The sequence below is a fragment of the uncultured Rothia sp. genome, assembly GCF_963555405.1.
Classification (GTDB): Bacteria; Actinomycetota; Actinomycetes; order Actinomycetales; family Micrococcaceae; genus Rothia.
In genome coordinates this window covers 263,690-283,630 of record NZ_CAUVVO010000002.1, presented here as the reverse complement: position 1 = coordinate 283,630, position 19,941 = coordinate 263,690, and the positions used below count along the sequence as shown (strand labels likewise).

The window sequence follows — 19,941 nt, the reverse complement described above, 5'->3', positions numbered from 1 at the left end:
AGGGCGGCTACCGCCCAGGCTGGAGGGCGGCTATCGCTCGACAGCCGGCGCGAAGAGCTCGCGCACATCCTCAGCCGTCACCGCCGCGGAGGCGAACTCGCCCTCACCGACCACCGCATCGAAGAGCGCAGCCTTCGACTCCTTGAGCTGCATGACCTTCTCCTCAATCGTGCCCTCGGCGACCAGACGGTAGACGTGCACCTCCTTGTCCTGGCCGATGCGGTGAATACGGTCCACCGCCTGCTGCTCGGCGGCGGGGTTCCACCACGGATCCATGATGAACACGTGATCCGCCTCGGTCAGGTTCAGACCGAAACCGCCAGCCTTGAGCGAAATGAGGAACACCGGCTCCTGACCGCTCGTGAACGCCTCGATGACCTCGGCGCGGTTGCGGGTCGAACCGTCCAGGTACAGGTGACCGATGCCCTCCTCCGCCAGGCGCGCCGAAATGCTCCTGAGGTAGCCGGTGAACTGGCTGAACACCAGCACGCGGTGGCCCTTCTCAAGCAGGTCGGGTAGCTGCTGAACCAGGTAGTCGCGCTTGACCGACGACACCCCGGCGTAGGCTTCCGGATCAATCAGCGCGGCATCAAGCGCCAGACGGCGCAGCAGGGTCAGCGACTGGAAGATCGTGAACCGGTTCTTGTCCATATCCTCCAGCAGACCCAGCACCTTCTGGCGTTCACGCTGCAGGTGCGTGTCATAGATGCGGCGGTGACCGGGAGCCAGCGGCAGGTTCACGCGCGTATCGTTCTTCGCCGGAAGCTCCACCGCCACCAGCTCCTTGGTGCGACGCAGCATGAGCGGGCGGATGCGCCGGCGCAGACGAGCAGCCGTCGCCGCGGCGTGAGCAGGGTCCTCGCCGGACTCCGCCGGGCGAGCGTACAGGTCACGGAACGCACGGGCGGAGGGGAACAGACCGTCCGCCACAATCGCCAGCAACGCCCACAGCTCCATGAGGTTGTTCTCAATGGGCGTGCCGGTCATCGCAATCTTGGTGCGGGCGGGCATCGTGCGGGCAATGGACCAGGCGCGGGTGCCGGTGTTTTTGACGAATTGCGCCTCGTCCAGCAGGAGCGCGCCCCAGCCTTCGGGGGTGGAGCGTTCGCCGGTGAATTCGTCAACGGTACGGCCTAGCGTGCGGGCGTAGCCGGTGTAGGCGTCCTCGTCCATGCGCAGCAGCGTGTAGCTGGTCAGTACCAGGTGCGCCCCGGCGATGCGCTCAGCCAGCGGGGTCTTACCGGCGGTGGTTTCGGTAATGGTCACGACCTTCGCCTCGGGCAGGAAGCGTTCCGCCTCCGCCGCCCAGTTCGCAACTACAGAGGTCGGCGCAACCACGAGGAAGGGCGCGAACGGCTCAACGCTCTCACCGCGCTCGGCGGCACGCTCGGAGGCGGCGCGGTGCTCCTCCATCGCGTGGGCGAGCAGGGCGAGGGCCTGCACGGTCTTACCCAGACCCATGTCATCTGCGAGGATGCCACCCAGACGGTGCTCGTACAGGAACGACAACCACTGGAAACCCTCCATCTGGTAGGGGCGCAGGGTCGCCTGCAGGCCGGTGGGCACCGGGCAGCTCGGAATAATCTGGCGGGGGTTCTTCTTGTGGGGCGCGCGGGAATCCTGAGTGCCCTTGTCAGAGGTCTTTTCAGCGCCCTTTTCGGTGCTTTCTTCGGTATCTTCCAGACCCTCAACCAGCTCCAACAGCGAACGCACCTGAGCGTCCCAGCGCGCGGTCGTATGCACGCTCGCCGCCAGCGACTCCAGCTCCGAGAACAATCCCGCCTGGTGCCGGTTAATGCGCAGCTCACCGCCCGCATCGTCGAGTTCGCGAGCCTCCGCAATGAGGGTGCGCAGGGTCTTAAACTCGGGTCGACGCAGCGAGAAATAGGTGCCGTTGCCGAGCAGGATACGGTCCGCCCCGCGATCCAGCGCCTCAAAAATCTGGGCAAAGGGCACGGTCCAATTATTGACCTTCACCGCAATGCCCAGACCGAACCAGTCGCGAGAATTACCCTCGCTCACGGTGATTTCGATGAGAGCGTCGGTTGCCTCCACGAACTCCGGCGGAGTGCCGTTAAAACGCACCTGAACAGCGGAAACACGGCGAAGCTTCGGCAGAATCGCGCTCAGCAGCTCGCGGGTTTCCCAACCCTCGATGCGGCGCTCCTCCAGCCCAGAAAGCGCCGGGTGAGCGGCAAGAATAGCGCGCACCGAACGCAGTACGCGCGCCTCAAAACGCTCATCACGAATCTCGCCGCCCTCTTCGCCGGGGTAACCGAAAACGGGCAGGGACTGCACATCGGAGCCCGCCGCAGGATTCTGCGCGCTCGCCTCCTGCGCGCTCGCCTCCTCTGCACTGTCCTCCGCGAAGGGGTTCAGCGGGTACTCCCAATGCCAGCTCAGCTGCGCGTCGTGGCGAACCTGCTCGTCAAAGCTGATTTCGAGCACCAGATGCGGCGGCTTCACGCGCGGCAGCGCCAGTGCTGGGTCGGGGGTCAGCGAAGGAATGGAGCGGCTGAGCGCGGGCAGATACTCCTTCTGGAAGGTGGTACGTTCCGCGGCGGGAATACGCACGGTTCCGGCGCTAATCAGCGATTCGGAGGCGGCATCGAGCGGCTCAACCAGGGGGATGAGCGCCAGCTCCACACCCTCGGGCAGTTCGGGCACGGCGGGGGAGTAGCGCACCCGCTCACCCTGTGCCGGGTTATTCTGCACTGCGGCAATCGTCGGCGCGCTATTCTCAGCTTCCTCAACCGGCGCTTTCTGCACGTCCTTTTGCATGAAAGATTCGCGACCGACCTCGTCCAGCGCACCGGGGCGCGCGGTCTTCCAATGCACCGCCTTTGCCGCCTGCTCGTACTCCTGCTGGGCGAGCCCGCCCAGGGCAAAGAAGCCGGTGCGCGGGGTGCCGATGGGGTGGCAGTGGGCGGCGGGCAGCCAGAGCTGGCGCAGCAGTTCGCCTTCGCGTCCTTCCCAGCTGAGTGCGGCTTGAAGCTGCAGGCCGGCGCCTTCACCGGGCGCATCCTCGCAGGCGGTGGCGTGCAGGCGCACCTGCGCGGGGTTCAGCACGGCGTAGTTCACCTCGCGGCCGTTGACGAGCAGAGGCAGGCCAATATCCTCCGCACGGGCGAGTACGTCCCAGAGCAGAGTGGAGGCAGAAGCGCTGATTGAGATCCAGTCGCGGTGCGAGGAGTACATGTTCTGCCAGGGGCGGGCAATCGAGTAGAGCTCGGCGAAGAACCGTTCGTGTTCGGGGTAGATTTCGTGTCGACCGACGGGTCCGCCCACGCTGGAGGCGAAGGTTTCCCAGCTGAGTCCGCCCTTAATCCAGCGCCCGGTTTTGGACGCCATGAGCGGTCGGGCGAGCAGGTTAATGCTGGGGGTTGCGCCGGGCATATTGCGGCCGCGCGCGTAGGATCCGGAGACGCTTAGCGAGAAATCTAGGGCGCCGCTCACGCGCATCGAATCAATGCCCGCAAGGTCCTGACGTGCGGAAAGAACGGAGGAGAGGTCGCGTCGCCAGGCAGAAATCTTGGAGGTTCCACCATCGAGCACGTTGGGGGAAGAGTCCAGCTCATTGAGCGCGAAGCTTCCCTGAGCGTCTTCGCGCGTACCGTGTGCCGAGGTGCCCGGCTCTGCGTTCTGGTCTGCGATGTTGTTTTCCGCATCGGGCGCGGGCAGTTTCGCCGCGGTGGTGAGCGCACCGGAGGCGCGCAGCGCCGCGAGCGGGTCGGCGGCTTTCTTCGCCTCCGTAACGTCCGCACTCTTCGCCGCTACGCCATGAGAGCCAGCATTGGGTACGCCGACGGGTCCGGGGTGTTCGCTGAGTGCCTTTTTCGCCACGGAGGCGCGGTCGAGCGCGGTGAGCATGAGCGCTACGGCGTGCTTGCAGTCGGTGAGTACGGGGCAGGTGCAGCGGGCGGTGAAGGTTGCGGAGCCGCTGACGGCGGGGAAGAAGCGAATGGTCACTTCGTAGGGGATGATGGTGCTTCCGTTGACGAGCCCGGTGAGGGTGCGTTCGTCTTCGTCGTAGCTGTAGCGGATGACTTCGCGGTTGCGCTGGTAGGCGACACCGCGCTGGTAGGCGCGGTGCCCGACCTGGCGGATGATTTGCGGTACGGTAACCGGAATTTCGGGGAAAGGATTGTTGGCGCTCACCAGCTCATTATCGCGTATCGTGCGGGTTTGCGCCTTGTCGCCGGTCATTGCCGGGTGGGTGTGCGGGATGTGTTTTTGATGCATAAAAACAGCGGTATTCACATAAGATATTCCGTGCCGTATCAAAAATTCCCGCCGCTCAAAACAGTTCCACAAGCCAAAACGCTAATAATCTAAATCTCTTTCAAAAAACGCTTTACTTAACTTGAGAAAATGCTGTAAGCTGAACCCAGCTTCAAGAGTTTCGACTGATAAGCTCCGACTATGGTCGAACGCCAACCCCATGTTCACGGGTGGCTCGGATGACGAAGCGGTTTGTATTCACCACCGGAATAACCGGTGGTAATTGGTACAGACAAGAGCAACGCGAAAGGATCGCGCCACTCACGGCGCAGGTTGTCATATGTACAACGGCTCTGCAACCGAAGCAGCAATCTCTCTGAACCCCTCCCGCTCCTACCAGGAAAGCCTGCGTGCCGCAGCTGTCCCCGCGCGAGGCGGATACACCGCAGTCAGCATTGACGACTACTCCCGCATTTCTTCTAAGCGCGACGAGTTCCTGAACTTCCTTCTTCTGCCCAACCCCGAGGGCATTCCCGCTATTGAGTACGCCGGTCTGCGCGTAGCGTAGCATTAGGGGTATGAATTTCTCCGGTATGCTCCTGGACTCCGACGTTCTTGCGGAGATCCGTAAGGCGGATCCAGACCCCGCCGTGGTCGCTTTTCTGCGCCGCCGCTCGTTCCGACACATGTACATTTCTGTGCTGAGTATTGGTGAGCTGAAGGGCCTGTACCCCTACCCGGAAACTGACCGCTGGATTACCGAACTGCTTGAGCGCTTTGGCGACCACGTTATTAATGTGGATGCGCGTGTGAGCCTCGAGTGGGCGGGTCGTCAGGCACCGCGCGGCGTGCATGCCGTGGGTCGTGATGATGCCGGTCCGTTGCCTACCGCCGCCCTGGAGGGTCTGATGGCGGCGAGCGCGAGCGCCTATGATTTGGAGCTGATTTCTTCTAAGGCGCAGGTGTACCGCGCCTGGGGTGTTGAGGCTTCCAACCCGTGGACTGAGCAGTAAAACTTCGCCTGATACGCGTCCTCGCGTGCGCGTCTGGATGAATACCTGTGTGAATAGTTGTGAGAACCCGCTTTCGAGTGTTAATCGGAGGCGGGTTTCGTCGTTAATTCGTGGCATGATTGAAGGACGATGAAAAGCACCTCACCTATCTCGCGTTATTCCATGCCCATGCCTCTGTGGCTTCAGGGTGTTGTTGAGCTAATTGTTACTGCCCTGTTCTCTGCGATTGCCGTGTTTGCGGCGATGTCTGCCGTGTGGGCGACCAAGGGTTTTGGCGACATGGAGTTCTCCTCCGTGGCCGCCATGTCGGCGCACCTGTGGCTTCTGATTCACGGTGTTCCGCTGGATCTTGCGGCTGCTTTTGGTGCTTCTGCCGGCACGATGACGCTGGTGCCGCTGGGTTTGAGTATTCTGCCTCTGCTGCTCTGTTACCGTTCGGGTCGTCGTCTGGCGCGCGCCTCGTATGAGGGTGAGTTTTTGATTCCGGTGCTGTCTGGTTCGGTGACTTATGCGCTGATTAGTTCGGCGATGTACGGTTGGGCGAGCCCGCATCCGCAGCCTCTTCAAGCGTTGAATGCTGCCCTAGTGCCTTTGGGCATTGTGGTGGCTGGTCTGATGTGGGGTGGCTACCGTGAGGCGCGTTCGCTCTCGCGCATGGTGGGTGTTGATACTGCGGAGCAGATTTCGCAGATGAGTCAGTATTCGCGTTGGGCGGGTTCGTACGCTTGGGCTGTGGTGCGTGCTGCGGTGGTTGCTTTTGTGGCGCTGGTCGGTCTGGGTGCGGTGCTTTTGGGTATCGGTATTTTGGCGGGTTGGTCGCAGATTGTTGCCACCTACCAGGAGCTGCATGCGGGTGCTGTGGGTGATACTGCGGTGACTTTGCTGCAGCTGGGTTTCTTGCCGAACCTGGTGATTTATGCGATTGCGTGGTCGACCGGTGCCGGTTTCTCCTTTGGTGCGGGCACCTCGGTGGGTTTGACCAGTAGCGATGCGGGTACTTTGCCGATGCTTCCGATTCTGGGTGCTGTGCCCGAGTCGATGGGCACGTTTGGTCTGGTGGGTCTGCTGGTGCCGCTGGGTGCCGGTGCGATTGCTGGCTGGTGGTTCTTGCGTGAGGGTGAGGATCACCTGGATGAGTGGGTTGCCCTGAAGGTTCCGTTCCGTCCGCTGTCTGCGCTGATTTCTGCTGTGGCGCTGGGCGTGGTGACCGGTATTCTGACGTCCTTTGGTGCCCTGTGGCTGGGCTGGATTTCGTACGGCTCTCTGGGTATTGGTCGTTTTACGGAGGTTGGTGCTGAGCCGCTGACTTTTGCGGCGCATACCGCGTTGACGGTGGGTGCCGGTGTGACTTTCGGTATGTTGCTGAGCCGCGCCCTGGTGCCGGATAGCAGCCGTGAGCTGCCTCGTTTTGCGGATGAGCGCCCGAACCTGGGTGAGCGTCTGATGAGTTTTACTGCCTCGACCCGTGAGCGTTTTGCACAGGGCCGTGAGCGTTTTGCGGAGCGTCGTGAACAGCGTGCGCAGGCGCGTGCAGAGCGTATGGAGCGTGAGGCTGAGGAAGCGGCCGCACGTGAAGCCGCTGAGCGTGAAGCTGAGGAAGTCGCCGCTCGTGAGGCTGCAGAGCGTGAAGCTGAGGAGGCGGCACGCGCGGAGGCTTCCGAGAACGTTGCTGAGCCTGAACAGTCTGCGGTGCCCGATGTGGCGACCGGTCACGTGCCGGTGCATCCGCAGGAGCCGGTGGTTGCCGTCCCCGTGGAAGCGACCGAGCAGCTGGCTCAGCGTGCGGCGGCGGACGCTTTCGCTGACATCATTGGAGAACACGAAGAGGCAGCCGAGAAGGCTGCATCTGAGAGCGCTGCGGTGGAGGAATCTGCCGCTGAGGAGTCCGCCTCCGAAGAGGCTACTGCTGAAGAGAGCTCTGCTGAGGAGTACGAGCCGATTGAAGCCGTACAGCCGGTGGAATACCTGCGCTCCACACCCGCGCACGATGAGGATGTTGCTGAGCTCGCATCCTCCGAGCGCACTGCTTACGAACACAGCACCTATGACCCCGCCCTGTACGCGCAGGACCCCTCCGAGGAGGAGACCCGCGAGCTGATTCAGGAGCCTGTCTACGAGGCAGCTGAACCTGCGGAATATCAGCGCGAATCTGATGCTGACGAGTCTGCAGAGCAGGCGCCGCATTCGAAGGGTCGCGCGAGCCGCATTATGGCGTACTTCGGCTTTGGCATTGAACAGCCCGCCGCAGCGCAGGGCTCCGAGCCCGCAGAGGGCGCCCACGCTGAACCCGCTGTGCAGGATTCCGTTCATGACCGCGCCAACGACCGCGCATATGAGCGCGCGCAGAAGCGCGAGGCGAAGAAAGCGGCTAAGGCGGCACGCAAGAAGCAGAAGAACGACCTAGAGCGTGATTTTGTGGACCGCGAGCTGGATGTCCTCTCCGCCGATCAGGCGATGAGCCGCATCTTTGAGGTTCGTAGCCAGACCGGCATCCTGCCGCTGGTGACCGATGAGGCGTCGACCGTGGAGCTGCCCCCGCTGGATGTCAGCTCCTCGAAGCCCCAGGGTTCTAATACCCGCAAGAAGAACTAGCGCGCAGAACCCCTAACGAGCTGCAGAAGAGCTAGAGCTGGATGCGCCGGTGAGCTTGTCCATCGTGCCCTGGAACTTCTGGTCGCAGGTGTACATGTCGGTCTGGGTCAGCGCGGCGGCGCGGCACTGACGGTACTCCTGCGCGCCGGGCATGAAGGCGAGACCAATGCCACCGAGCAGGGTCATGGTGCCGTAGATGATGCTGACGCCCGCGGCAATGTAGAAGAACCAGGGGCCGCGGTAGACTGCGGTGCGCACGATCGCAACAATGCTCAGGCCAATGCCGACCAGCGCGAAGAGGAAGAGCGCCAAGAAGAGCGGCATCGTGGAGAGCACGAAGGAAGAGGCCGCAAAGATGACCAGCGCGGCAACAATGAGCATGAGCGAGGTGCGAATGTTCGCCTTCTGCTGCTCGATGGGGTCGATGGGCTTACGCGGCTTCTTGCCCTGAGGTCCTCGATGCGGCGGCATCATATTCTGAGGTGCCTGCTGCGGAGCTCGCGGCGGAACCTGCTGGTTCTGGGGTGCGCCGTTGTTCGGAGTGTTCTGCGGGGGAGTAGACATACCTATAAGGGTACCGCCCCGCCGGTCCGTGACCTATTGAGTTCGCGACCTGTTGAGTTTGCGCCCAGTAAACCCTAGCAAGCCCCAGCAAACCCCGGTGAACTCTAGTGAACCCCGGTGAGGATTTGTCCCCGCCGGGGTTTCTTCGTGCTCACCTTTGGGTTTTGGGTGCGTTGTGAACCTCGTACCCCTTTGGATAAGGGTGTGAGATGGGTTATACTAGTCGGGTGCGAATTGTGGTTATGGTATCCGGCTCCGGAACGAATCTTCAGTCCATCCTCGACGCCGTAGCGGCGGGCGAGCTTCCCCTCGAAATTGCGGCAGTGGGCGCCGACAAGCCCTGTCTGGGTATCGAACGTGCCCAGGCGGCAGGTGTACCCACCTTCCTGGTACAGCCCGGCGACTACGCCGACCGCCCCTCCTGGAACCGCGCGCTGGAAGAAAAGATCGCCTCCTACGAGCCCGATTACATTGTGTTCGCCGGCTTCATGCGCATTGTTGACGCGCAGCTGGTTGAGCGTTTCAGTAACCGCATCATTAACACCCACCCCGCCCTGCTACCCTCCTTCCCGGGTGCGCACGGCGTGCGTGACGCCCTGGCGCACGGTGTGAAGATTACCGGCCTGACCGTCCACTTTGTGGATGCTGGCGTTGACACCGGCCCCATCCTCGCCCAGGCGGCAGTGCCCGTTCTGGATGACGACACCGAAGAGACCCTGCACGAACGCATTAAGGTGCAGGAGCGCCGCCTGCTCGTGCAGACCATCGCGTCTCTTGCTGAATCTCACGGCGCTGCATCTCACAGCTAGTTCCGCCCACTACATTTTTCGCGGCGGAATGAGCCGAGCTCAAACCCCGCCGCCCATACACGTTCCGTTGTGGCACCCGCGTACCCTCGAGGAGCCGGTGCACAGCGGCGGGGAATACCCCCACACATATCCTGCCCTTCTTCGCGGGTAGGCTACGTCCATCCACCAGCTGTGCCGCCGAAATCCGGCGTGCACGTCTAAAGCATCGGAGTATTTGTGTCTCTTATTGAGCTCGATCGCGTGCCCCTGCGCCGCGCCCTGATTTCCGTCTACGACAAGACCGGTCTGGAGGAGTTCGCCCGCGGCCTGCACGAGGCTGGCGTTGCGCTGGTTTCCACCGGTTCGACCGCAGCAACCATCGCGGCAGCAGGCGTACCCGTCACCGAGGTGACCGAGGTGACCGGCTTCCCCGAGTGCCTTGAGGGCCGCGTGAAGACCCTGCACCCGCGCATTCACGCAGGTATTCTGGCTGACCGCCGCAAGCAGGAGCACATCGACACCCTCGGCGAGCTGGATGTCGAGCCTTTCGACCTGGTTGTCGTGAACCTGTACCCCTTCGTTGAGACCGTCGCATCCGGTGCAGGTCAGGACGCCATCATCGAGAAGATCGACATTGGTGGCCCCTCCATGGTTCGTGCAGCTGCAAAGAACCACGACGCTGTCGCAATCGTTGTGGACCCCGCCGACTACGCACGCACCGTTGAGGCCGCTAAGAACGGTGGTTTCTCCCTGGATGAGCGCCGCCGCCTTGCCGCTGGCGCATTCGCCCACACCGCCGCATACGATACCGCTGTCGCAACCTGGACCGCATCCCAGTTCCTGCAGGATGAGGACGCTAACTTCTGGCCCCCGTACGCTGGCCTGGGCTTCGAGCGTAGCGAGACCCTGCGTTACGGCGAGAACCCGCACCAGCGTGCCGCCCTGTATGTTGACCCCGCTGCTGCCCCCGGTATTGCTCAGGCTGAGCAGCTGCACGGTAAGGCGATGAGCTACAACAACTACGTTGACGCTGACGCCGCCCTGCGCGCCGCCTACGACTTCGACGAGCCCGCTGTTGCCGTTATCAAGCACAACAACCCCTGCGGTATTGCTGTGGCGACCCCCGGCGCGGCTGACCCGATTGCGGACGCTCACGCGAAGGCACACGCCTGCGACCCGCTGTCCGCATACGGTGGCGTGATTGCCGCTAACCGCCCCGTGACCGCAGAGATGGCACGCACCGTCAAGGGCATCTTCACCGAGGTCGTCGTGGCTCCCGGCTACGAGCCCGAGGCGCTGGAGATTCTGCGCGAGAAGAAGAACCTGCGCCTGCTGGTTCTGCCCGAGGGCTTCGCCCGTGAGGCTATCGAGTACCGCCCCATTTCTGGTGGTGCGCTCTTCCAGGAGGCTGACCGCCTGCAGGCTGAGGGTGACGACCCGAAGAACTGGACCCTGGTTGCCGGTGAGGCTGCTGACGAGGCAACCCTGCGCGACCTCGAGTTCGCGTGGCGTGCACTGCGTTCGCCCAAGTCCAACGCTATTCTGCTTGCCGATAACGGTGCCGCTGTGGGCATCGGCATGGGTCAGGTGAACCGCGTGGACTCCTGCAAGCTCTCGGTTGAGCGCGCGAACACCCTCGGTGGTGAAGGCAACGAGCGTGCCCGCGGTGCGGTTGCAGCATCCGACGCGTTCTTCCCCTTCGCTGACGGCCTGCAGGTTCTGCTGGACGCTGGCGTGCGTGCCGTTGTGCACCCGGGCGGTTCGATTCGTGATGAGGAAGTTATCGAGGCGGCTAAGGCTGCCGGCGTGACCATGTACCTGACCGGTACCCGCCACTTCTTCCACTAAAAATGTGTAGCGGGCTCAGCCTACGCTGAGCTGCCTGCCGTGAGCGGGGCATTCCGGGTGAACCTTCTGGGGAACCCGGGTGCCCCGCTTTTTTGTGCTAACCGCCGGAGCAACCCCACCAGCGCATCCCCACCAGAGCACCCCGAGGTAGCCGTGCTGGGTGCATCCGTATTGTGGGCAAGCAGATTTATAGAATTTTTGCTCTATTTTGCGCCGAATTTGCGCGTGAGGGCGCGTCAATGGTGACCCGGATGCGCACGGATTGGCTAAAAATTCGCTAGGATTAGGTTGTGCCTAAAGTCAGCGAAGAATACAAAAAGAACAGGCGTTCTCAGATTGTAGAGACCGCCCGCGAATGCTTCATCAAGCACGGTTATCAGAAGGCTTCGATGAGCGACATTATTGCGGCCACCGGCCTGTCTGCTGGAGCAATCTATAACCACTTCTCCTCCAAGGATGAGATTATCCTGGCGGCAGCCCGCATGGACATGGCGCCTTTCGACCGCATCCGCGCCGAACAGCCCTGGGACTACGTGTTCGGGTGCCTGAAGGTGCTGGACACCCCCAAGATTCGCCGTCACCTGCTGGTGACCTGGGGTGAGGCTGTGGCAATGCCGCAGCTGGCGACCGTGGTTTCTGAGCAGCTGAGCTACCTGCGCGATCAGTCCCTGGAGCGCTACCGCGCCTGGGGTGCCGCTGAGCTGGACTTCACCGAAGAGGAGCTCGAAGAGTGGCTGACCGTAATTGGTGCCGCGGTGCTGTCGGTGCTGACCGGTTACGTGGTGCAGACCCAGCTGGTGGCCGGCGGTAAGAAGGAAAGCGCTCGCGAGGCGTACCTGGAGTATGCTTCCGCTATTCTGCGTCAGGCGTAGGGTTCGCAGACCTGCGTAAACTGCTACTGATAAGCCTTGCCGGGGTGTGTTGCGCGCCCCGTGCTGGACTCGCGCAGACACCGTGAAAACTTCATCGTGATGCTTGGTAAAGCCCGTTTTCCTTCTCGAAGGAAAGCGGGCTTTACGGTATTATGAGGTGTAGCTCATATTTTTTCATTCAGGGTTTTCAGCCGCAGACAGCGCCGTAGCCCCGATGATGAGCCACCGAAGATAACGCAAAAACACTCCCAGGAGCGTAATGTCCGAGCAGAAGATCCTCGAGATGCCCCTCGCCGACCTCGACCCCGAGGTTGCAGAAGCCATTGAGCTGGAGCGCAAGCGCCAGCAGAATACCCTCGAGATGATTGCATCCGAGAACTTCGTCCCCCGTGCCGTCCTCGAAAGCCAGGGCTCGGTGCTGACCAACAAGTACGCTGAGGGTTACCCCGGCCGCCGCTACTACGGCGGCTGTGAATTCGTTGACGTCGTTGAGTCCCTCGCTATTTCCCGTGTGAAGGAGCTCTTCGGCGCTGAGCACGCGAACGTTCAGCCGCACTCCGGTGCGCAGGCGAACAATGCCGTCATGCACGCGCTGCTGACCCCCGGCGACACCATCATGGGTCTGTCCCTGGCGCACGGTGGCCACCTGACCCACGGTATGAAGCTGAACGTCTCCGGCAAGCTGTACAACGTTGTTGCATACGGCGTGGACGAGTCCGGCCGCGTTGACATGGAGCAGGTGCGTGAGCTGGCTCTGGCTGAGCGCCCCAAGCTGATTATTGCCGGCTGGTCCGCATACCCCCGTCAGCTGGACTTCGCTGCGTTCCGCGCGATTGCTGACGAAATCGGCGCGTACCTGTGGGTGGACATGGCTCACTTCGCTGGTCTGGTGGCTGCGGGTCTGCACCCGAACCCCGTCCCGCACGCACACGTGGTGTCCTCCACCGTGCACAAGACCCTGGGCGGTCCTCGTTCCGGCTTCATCCTCTGCACTGAGGAACTGAAGAAGAAGATTGACTCCGCCGTGTTCCCCGGCCAGCAGGGCGGCCCGCTCATGCACGTGATTGCTGCGAAGGCTACCGCGTTCAAGGTCGCCGCATCTGACGCGTTCAAGGACCGTCAGAAGCGCACCGTTGAGGGTGCACAGATCCTGGCGAACCGCCTGCTGCAGCAGGACGTGAAGGACGCCGGCGTTTCGATTGCCTCCGGCGGCACCGACGTTCACCTGGTGCTCGTTGATCTGCGTAACCACGCCCTCAACGGCAAGGAAGCAGAAGACCTGCTGCACGACGCTGGCATTACCGTCAACCGTAACGCTGTGCCGAACGACCCTCGCCCGCCGATGGTGACCTCCGGTTTGCGTATTGGTACCCCCGCGCTGGCGACCCGTGGCTTCGACGCCGAGGGCTTCACCGAGGTGGCTGACATTATCGCTTCCGTGCTGTTGCCGAACCCGGACATTGCGGCACTGCGCGCCCGCGTTGATGCGCTCTGCGCCAAGTACCCCCTCTACCAGGGCAGCGAGAACTGGTAGACCCATGAATGACCCCGTTCGCTCAACATTCCCCGTGGGTGCTGAGCGGGCGGGGTTATTTCGCCCTCTTACTTTTTGCCGCTCTCCCCGCTACATCCGTTGAGGGATGTAACGGGGGAGTGGCACTTCCTAGGCACACACCCTAGAACTCAACACACAGACCATCCGTTTCGGCGAACCCGCCGCAATCTATGGAAGGAAAAACAATGCCCCAGATTCTAGACGGTAACGCAACCGCCGCAGCCATCAAGGCGGAGCTGAAGGAGCGCGTCGAGGCGCTCAAGGCTAAGGGTATTACCCCCGGCCTGGGTACCGTCCTGGTCGGCGACGACCCGGCATCCCGCTCGTACGTGGGCGCTAAGCACCGCGACTGTGCAGAGATCGGTATTAACTCCATCCGTGTGGACCTGCCCGGTGACATCACTCAGGAGGAGCTCGACGCCGAGATCGACAAGCTGAACAACGACCCGGCGTGCACCAGCTACATTGTGCAGCTGCCCCTGCCCAAGCACCTGGACACCAACCGCGTGCTCGAGCGCATCGCCCCCGAGAAGGACGCTGACGGCCTGCACCCGACCAACCTCGGCAAGCTCGTGCTGAACGTTTCTGAGCCGCTGGATTCCCCGCTTCCTTGCACCCCGAACGGTGTGATTGAGCTGGTCAAGCGCCACGGCATCGACTGGAACGGCAAGAATGTTGTGGTGCTCGGCCGCGGCATTACCGTGGGCCGCCCGCTGGGTCTGCTGCTGACCCGCCGCGAGGTGAACGCAACCGCAACCTTGGCGCACACCGGTACCGAGAATCTGGACGAGGTGCTGCGCGAGGCGGACGTCATCGTCGCCGCTGTGGGTGTTCCGCACGTGCTGAAGGCACACCAGGTCAAGGACGGCGCAATCCTGCTGGACGTCGGTGTTTCCCGCGCTGAGGACCCGGAAACCGGCAAGAAGAAGCTCTTCGGCGACGTCTCCCCGGAGGCCGCTGAGAAGGCGTCCTGGGTTTCCCCGAACCCCGGTGGTGTGGGCCCGATGACCCGCGCGGAGCTGCTGGTGAACGTGGTGGAGACCGCGGAGCGTCAGGCGGCATAAGGCTCGCAGCATTTCAGAGCTGATAACTCAAAAGGGCGGTGCCCCGGTAGAACAATCTACCGGGGCACCGCCCTTCACACTGTCATCACAAGAAAAGGTAGGTGCTAGAGAATCATCTCGTAGAAGTAGGCATCGGCAAGGTACAGGGTTTCTGCATACTCGACGGGGCTACCTTCTTCGGTGTAGCCGGTTGCGCAGACCTTGAACGCCGCCTCGCCCACGGGCACCTGCTGGTTGAACGCCTCGGCATCAGCGTCGGTGAAGAGCGCCGCGCTGGTGCGTACGCGGGCGTGCTTAATGGCGTTGGGGGTGTCGGCAAGCTGGTCTAGCGAGCTCATCGCACCGGACATTTCCGCCATCATGGCGTCCAGGATGCTGCTTGCGGCAGCCTTCACAAAGTAGGAACGCTCAAAGCCGATAACTTCCTGGTTGGCAAGACGCAGTCGGCGCACGAACAGCACCTGCTCGCCCACCGGCACGGATAGGTGGGTGGAGATCTCTTCGGTGGCGTCCACCCAGCGGGTCGCAATCATACGGGTGGAGCCCTCAAAACCGCGGCGGCGCATATCGTCGGCGAAGGTGTCCACGCGCGGAATGTAGGTGGCGTCGGTGCGCTCAGCAACGTAGGTGCCGGAGCCCTGCACGTTGTAGAGCAGGCCGCGTTCAATCAGAACCTTCAGGGCGCTACGAACCGTCTGGCGGCTCACCCCAAAGTTCTGCTGAATCATGCGTTCGGTGGGCAGCTTATCGCCGGGCTTGCCGGGAATAATGTAGCGCTGCTCAATGTAGTGGATGACCTGCTCGTACTTGGGGCCGGGAATCGGGGGTAGCTCGTAGCGGCTCTCAGCGTTGTGAGCGGTACTTTCGGATGCGGTGGTGCCCGCAGAATGTGAGGGGGCACCGTGGTCGGTGGTATGTGAGGAGTGTGAATTCATCACCCAATAGTTTACCGTTCAGCCAGAGAAAAAACGCGCACGAGTGAAAATTTCTCTTCCTTCAAACTGGCATAATTAAGACTATGCATTTTTCTACTACTCCTGCACCGCGCCCGAGCGGTCTGCTTCGCGTGGCGAGCGTGAATGTGAACGGTATCCGAGCCGCCTACAAGAAGGATATGGCGGCGTGGTTGGCGAACCGTGACATCGACATTCTCTGCCTGCAGGAGGTGCGCGCCCCCGACGCTATCGTGCGTGAGCTGCTGGACGAATCCCAGTGGCATATTCTGCACGCGGAGGCTGCCGCTAAGGGCCGTGCGGGTGTGCTGGTGGCGACCCGTCGCACCCCGAATTCTGCCGGTGAGGTTCTGGAGAATCAGCCGGTCGCAACCCGCTCGAACATCGGCGAGGAGTACTTTGACGACTCGGGTCGCTGGGTTGAGGCGGACTACGTTCTGCCCAACGGCAAGACCCTGACCGTGGTCAGCGCCTACGTTCACTCCGGCGAGGTCGGCACCCAGAAGCAGGACGATAAGTACCGCTTCCTGGAGCGCATGCTGGTGCGCATGCCCGAACTCGCTAAGCACTCGGACCACGTGCTCATCGTGGGTGACCTGAATGTTGGCCACACCGAGCTGGATATTAAGAACTGGAAGGCTAACCAGAAGCGTGCCGGCTTCCTGCCGGAGGAACGCGCCTACTTTGACCGCTTCTTCGGCGATATCGGCTACCGCGATGTGGCTCGCGAGCTGGCTGGTCAGGTGCCCGGCCCCTACACCTGGTGGTCCTACCGCGGTAAGGCGTTCGATAATGACGCCGGCTGGCGCATCGACTACCACATGGCGACCCCGGCGCTCGCTGAAAGTGCCGTGGAGGCGGTCGTGGACCGCGCGGCAAGCTACGATGAGCGTTTCAGCGATCACGCGCCGCTTGTGGTTGACTACCGCATCGGTGAGTAAGACGCGGACCCACCTACAGATAAGTTTTTGAAGATGTGCTGCACCGTCCGCAGCACCGCACAGGAAGAACTGCACAGGAAATAACTATGGCAGACGAAAAGAAGCAGGATAAGTCCCTCATCCCTAACGCCTCTCAGCAGAAGGCGCGTATCTACTCGGGTGCACAGCCGTCGGCTGATTCGATGCACCTGGGTAACTACATTGGTGCCGTGAACAACTGGGTGGCTCTGCAGGATGACCCGAATAACGAATGCCTGTTCTTCATTCCGGATATGCACGCTATCACCGTTCCGCAGAACCCCGAGGAGCTGCGTGAGCGTACCCGCCTGACCGCGGCGCAGTACATCGCCTCCGGCATTGACCCGACCCGCACCCCGCTGTTCGTGCAGTCGCATGTGCCCGAGCACGCCCAGCTGGCGTGGGTTCTGAACTGCTTCACCGGCTTTGGCGAGGCGTCCCGCATGACCCAGTTCAAGGACAAGTCCCAGAAGCAGGGCGCCGAGAACGCCTCCGTGGGTCTGTTCACCTACCCGATTCTGATGGCAGCCGACATCCTGCTCTACCAGGTGGACGGCGTGCCCGTGGGCGAGGATCAGCGTCAGCACCTGGAGCTGACCCGTAACCTGGCTCAGCGTTTCAACTCCCGCTTCGGTGAGACCTTCGTGGTGCCTGACCCGGTGATTCTGAAGGAAACCGCTAAGATTTACGACCTACAGGACCCGACCTCGAAGATGTCTAAGTCTGCGGCATCCGATAAGGGCCTGATTAAGCTTCTGGACACCCCCAAGGTCACCCAGAAGAAGATTAAGTCTGCTGTGACCGATGACGGCTCCGTCATCGCCTACGACCGCGAGGCTAAGCCCGGCGTCTCCAACCTGCTCTCCATCTACTCGGCAATGACCGGCGAGAGCATCGACGAGATCGTGGCACGCTACGAGGGCAAGATGTACGGCCACCTGAAGGTCGATCTTGCCGATATCGTGGTGGAGCGCCTCACCCCGGTGCGTGAGCGTACCCTCGAGCTGATGGACGACCCCGCCGAGCTGGACCGCCTGCTGGCTGTGGGCGCATCCGCTGCCCGCGAGATCGCTACGGTCACCATTGAGAACGTGTACAAGAAGGTTGGCTTCCTGCCTGCCGCCGCAATCTAGCGTGCTGTTCAGCCTGCCCGGCTGAGACGCCGCATTACCTGCACGATTGAGATGACAGCACAAGAGAACTCTTCGAGCCCCACGACGGCTCCTGTGTCCCCGACCCTGAAACCCGGTCACCGTTACCTGAGCGTTATTGCGCACGTGAGCGGTGAGAATGTTCAGCGCCTGGAAGAGTGGAAGCGCACGGTAGTTGGCGGTGCTGCGGCGCCGATTAGCACCCACGTGACTGTGTACCTGACGGAGCTGACTGAATCGCTGCTGGCTGCGGTGCAGTCCCCGCAGTTCCGCGATGCACTGGATGTGTCGCGTTTTGAGGCGCGTTGGGGTTCGGTGCACTCCTTCCGCCCGGTGACCGAGGTGGAGTATCTGAACCTGGAGGCGGGCAAGACCGAGTTTGAGCAGATTCACCGGAAGCTGGTTGATCTGTTCGGCGCCGGTGCGGCCTCCTTCCCGTACGTGCCGCACGTGACCCTGGGGCACGGGCTCACAGAGGAGCAGGTAGCGAACGCCCACGAGGTGTTTGATGCCCTGCCCGCCGAGCAGCGTACCTTCACCGTGGATCATCTGCATTACTACTCCTACGACGGGCAGAACTGGGAAGAAATTGGGGTTCTGCCGCTGCGTTAGTAGCTGGCGTATAAACCCTGCATACATACAGAGAGATGCGACCGATAGGTTATCGGTCGCATCTCTCTTTATGCTTTCACTAGGTTTATCTCAGCGTGAGAGCCCTAGTGGGAGTGGCCCTCATGAGCCTCGCCGGACTCGTGCGCGTCAGCCGAAGCCGAGGAGGAAGCAGAACCGTGTGCCTCAGAACCGTGAGCCTCAGCCTCAACCGGTGCAGCGTTCGAGGAGGAGACACCCAGGATCTCGTTCGGGGTCTTCGGAAGCTCCACGCTCATCAGCTCCTTGGGTGCTGCCGGGTTCGACAGGGATACCGCAATGAGCTTCTTGGTTGCCGGGTCGGTCACGTAGGCGGTCTTACCGTCCACCCACAGCGCCGGACGCTCGTCCTGCCAGGTCTCGGACTCGGTCCATGCCTCCATGAGCTGTACGGAGCCCAGCTCGGCGCCGGTTGCCGGATCAAAGACGCGCAGCTTACCGTCGGTGGTCAGCAGTAGCGCCTCACCCTGGGGACCGCGAGCCAGCGAACGGAAGGTGTAGCTCACGCCGGAAGGCAGGGAGTAGACGGTGCGGGTTGCCGCGACGGTGTCGATGATGGAGAACTTCTCCGGGCGCTCCAGCTTTGCGTCCTTATCGGTCTTGTAATCCGCCAGAACGTACTGGGAATCAGCCTTACCAGCCTGGTTACCGGAGCGGGAGTAGGGGTCCTCGGGGTTGGTGATCTTGGTGAACTTGCCGTCCTTGTAGACCAGCGCGCCGTCGGTGCAGCCGATGGAGAACGCGCCGTCCTTGGCGATAGCTTCACCGTGTACGCCGGGGCATGCGGGGCTCTCGGTCACGGTCTTTCCCTGCGCGTCCACAACAGCGGCACCGGTGCGGGTCTTCGAGTCGCCGACCGCTACCAGGTACTGGTCGTTGGGCAGCGGGATTGCGAAGCCGTGGTGCGGCTTCGGCAGGGTGACGGTGGTGGTCTCCAGGGAAGAGGCGGTGCGCTTATCGTGGGTCAGCTTCGCCGGATCGTACACGGCAAAGGAGCCGGTGCCGTCGGCGAAGGCCGCAACCTTGCCGTTGTCCTTGATGACGTGACCGGTGTGGTCAGCTGCAAGAGACAGAGAAGACAGGGAGGGCGCGGTGGTGTAGTAGTGCGAGTGGTCGCCGTGCGCTACGGACCATACGCCGGTGTCCAGGAAGGTGTAGCTGTTGCCGTCTGCAACGACGAGGTGGCGGTTATCGCCAGCGTCGGAGAGGCGCAAGAAGCCTTCCTTGGGGATGTCTGCGAGCAGCTTCATGTCCTTGGCGTCGTAGACGAGCACGCCGCCGTCGTAGGTGATGGCGACGCGGCTTGCCGCGCCCTTGCCCTCGGTGATGGGTGTGGGGGTTGCGCTTGCAGAGGTAGAAGCGCTGGGGCTGGTCTGCGTATTCTGGCCAGTCTGGGCGTTCTGGGTGGTCTGGGAGCCGCATGCGGTCAGGGCGAGGGCGGCTACTGCGCCGAGTGCGCCGGCGCGGGTGAGGAAAAACTTACGGGTCATGTGCATGCACCAAGATTAACATGAGAATGGTTCTCTATAGAAGCTACTCCTTGGCTCATATCAGAGTCTGGAAGTGCAGTCTGCGTCGGGCCTGCAGGGCGTCCTGCGCTCTTCTCATTCGAAGGGGGATTCCTTCCCGGCCCCACTATGCGAAAGCCTTGAACCGACCCGCGAAGTGTCTCATCAGGGCATAGGAAAAACCGGCTCCCTTCTGAAAAGAAGA

General features: G+C 62.1%; 15 protein-coding genes and 1 riboswitch. Of the genes, 11 read left to right on the top strand and 4 right to left on the bottom strand.

All coding sequences use genetic code 11. The annotated features are described in order from the left end of the window. Positions 1-30 precede the first annotated feature (30 nt). Complete coding sequence (locus RWL87_RS02590; protein WP_313968837.1) at positions 31-4,206, bottom strand: DEAD/DEAH box helicase; 4,176 nt, start codon at positions 4,204-4,206, stop codon at positions 31-33. A 185-nt stretch (positions 4,207-4,391) separates the two neighbouring features. Continuing rightward, positions 4,392-4,526: riboswitch (SAM riboswitch) on the top strand. 35 nt (positions 4,527-4,561) lie between these two features. On the opposite strand from RWL87_RS02590, the gene RWL87_RS02585 reads away from it, so the two are divergent. The 3 genes from RWL87_RS02585 to RWL87_RS02575 all read left to right on the top strand — a co-directional run bounded on the left by RWL87_RS02585 (position 4,562) and on the right by RWL87_RS02575 (position 7,826). Continuing rightward, the gene (locus RWL87_RS02585) at positions 4,562-4,789 is read left to right on the top strand and encodes a hypothetical protein (RefSeq protein ID WP_005506796.1); all 228 of its coding nucleotides are present in this window, start codon (positions 4,562-4,564) and stop codon (positions 4,787-4,789) included. Between the two features lie 10 nt (positions 4,790-4,799). Continuing rightward, positions 4,800-5,234: a hypothetical protein gene (locus tag RWL87_RS02580; RefSeq protein ID WP_005508979.1), complete on the top strand. Its 435-nt coding sequence runs from the start codon at positions 4,800-4,802 to the stop codon at positions 5,232-5,234. Positions 5,235-5,363: 129 nt separating this feature from the next. After that, on the top strand, positions 5,364-7,826 hold the full coding sequence (locus RWL87_RS02575; RefSeq protein WP_313968792.1) for a DUF6350 family protein: 2,463 nt from the start codon (positions 5,364-5,366) through the stop codon (positions 7,824-7,826). A gap of 12 nt (positions 7,827-7,838) precedes the next feature. On the opposite strand, the gene RWL87_RS02570 is transcribed toward RWL87_RS02575, so the two are convergent. Continuing rightward, entirely contained in the window at positions 7,839-8,390 is a 552-nt protein-coding gene (locus RWL87_RS02570) for a 4-hydroxyphenylpyruvate dioxygenase (RefSeq protein ID WP_313968791.1), read from the bottom strand. 242 nt (positions 8,391-8,632) lie between these two features. Between RWL87_RS02570 and purN the strand changes: the two genes are divergently transcribed. The 5 genes from purN (at position 8,633) to RWL87_RS02545 (ending at position 14,517) form a co-directional block, all read left to right on the top strand. Beyond that, positions 8,633-9,199 (top strand): phosphoribosylglycinamide formyltransferase, encoded by a 567-nt coding sequence (gene purN, locus RWL87_RS02565; protein ID WP_313968836.1) that lies wholly within the window; start codon positions 8,633-8,635, stop codon positions 9,197-9,199. Between the two features lie 216 nt (positions 9,200-9,415). After that, positions 9,416-11,026, top strand: a complete 1,611-nt coding sequence (gene purH, locus RWL87_RS02560) for a bifunctional phosphoribosylaminoimidazolecarboxamide formyltransferase/IMP cyclohydrolase (protein WP_049354976.1) — start codon at positions 9,416-9,418, stop codon at positions 11,024-11,026. Positions 11,027-11,316: 290 nt separating this feature from the next. Then, positions 11,317-11,898 carry a TetR/AcrR family transcriptional regulator gene (locus tag RWL87_RS02555; RefSeq protein ID WP_005506809.1) on the top strand — a complete coding sequence of 194 codons (582 nt, stop codon included), beginning with the start codon at positions 11,317-11,319 and terminating at the stop codon, positions 11,896-11,898. Positions 11,899-12,157: 259 nt separating this feature from the next. After that, positions 12,158-13,432, top strand: a complete 1,275-nt coding sequence (gene glyA, locus RWL87_RS02550; RefSeq protein WP_313968790.1) for a serine hydroxymethyltransferase — start codon at positions 12,158-12,160, stop codon at positions 13,430-13,432. 206 nt (positions 13,433-13,638) lie between these two features. After that, entirely contained in the window at positions 13,639-14,517 is an 879-nt protein-coding gene (locus tag RWL87_RS02545) for a bifunctional methylenetetrahydrofolate dehydrogenase/methenyltetrahydrofolate cyclohydrolase (protein WP_294603980.1), read from the top strand. Positions 14,518-14,621: 104 nt separating this feature from the next. Here the strand turns inward: RWL87_RS02545 and RWL87_RS02540 are convergent, their stop codons facing one another. Then, positions 14,622-15,455: a GntR family transcriptional regulator gene (locus tag RWL87_RS02540; protein WP_313968789.1), complete on the bottom strand. Its 834-nt coding sequence runs from the start codon at positions 15,453-15,455 to the stop codon at positions 14,622-14,624. Positions 15,456-15,535: 80 nt separating this feature from the next. Here RWL87_RS02540 and RWL87_RS02535 point away from each other — a divergent pair, with 80 nt between their 5' ends. From RWL87_RS02535 to RWL87_RS02525, 3 genes are all read left to right on the top strand, one after another. Then, positions 15,536-16,411: an exodeoxyribonuclease III gene (locus RWL87_RS02535; RefSeq protein ID WP_294603979.1), complete on the top strand. Its 876-nt coding sequence runs from the start codon at positions 15,536-15,538 to the stop codon at positions 16,409-16,411. A gap of 86 nt (positions 16,412-16,497) precedes the next feature. Further along, positions 16,498-17,562: a tryptophan--tRNA ligase gene (gene trpS, locus RWL87_RS02530; protein ID WP_070542584.1), complete on the top strand. Its 1,065-nt coding sequence runs from the start codon at positions 16,498-16,500 to the stop codon at positions 17,560-17,562. Positions 17,563-17,613: 51 nt separating this feature from the next. After that, positions 17,614-18,192 carry a 2'-5' RNA ligase family protein gene (locus RWL87_RS02525; RefSeq protein WP_313968788.1) on the top strand — a complete coding sequence of 193 codons (579 nt, stop codon included), beginning with the start codon at positions 17,614-17,616 and terminating at the stop codon, positions 18,190-18,192. A 104-nt stretch (positions 18,193-18,296) separates the two neighbouring features. Here the strand turns inward: RWL87_RS02525 and RWL87_RS02520 are convergent, their stop codons facing one another. After that, positions 18,297-19,718, bottom strand: a complete 1,422-nt coding sequence (locus RWL87_RS02520) for a hypothetical protein (RefSeq protein WP_399534086.1) — start codon at positions 19,716-19,718, stop codon at positions 18,297-18,299. Positions 19,719-19,941 lie beyond the last annotated feature (223 nt).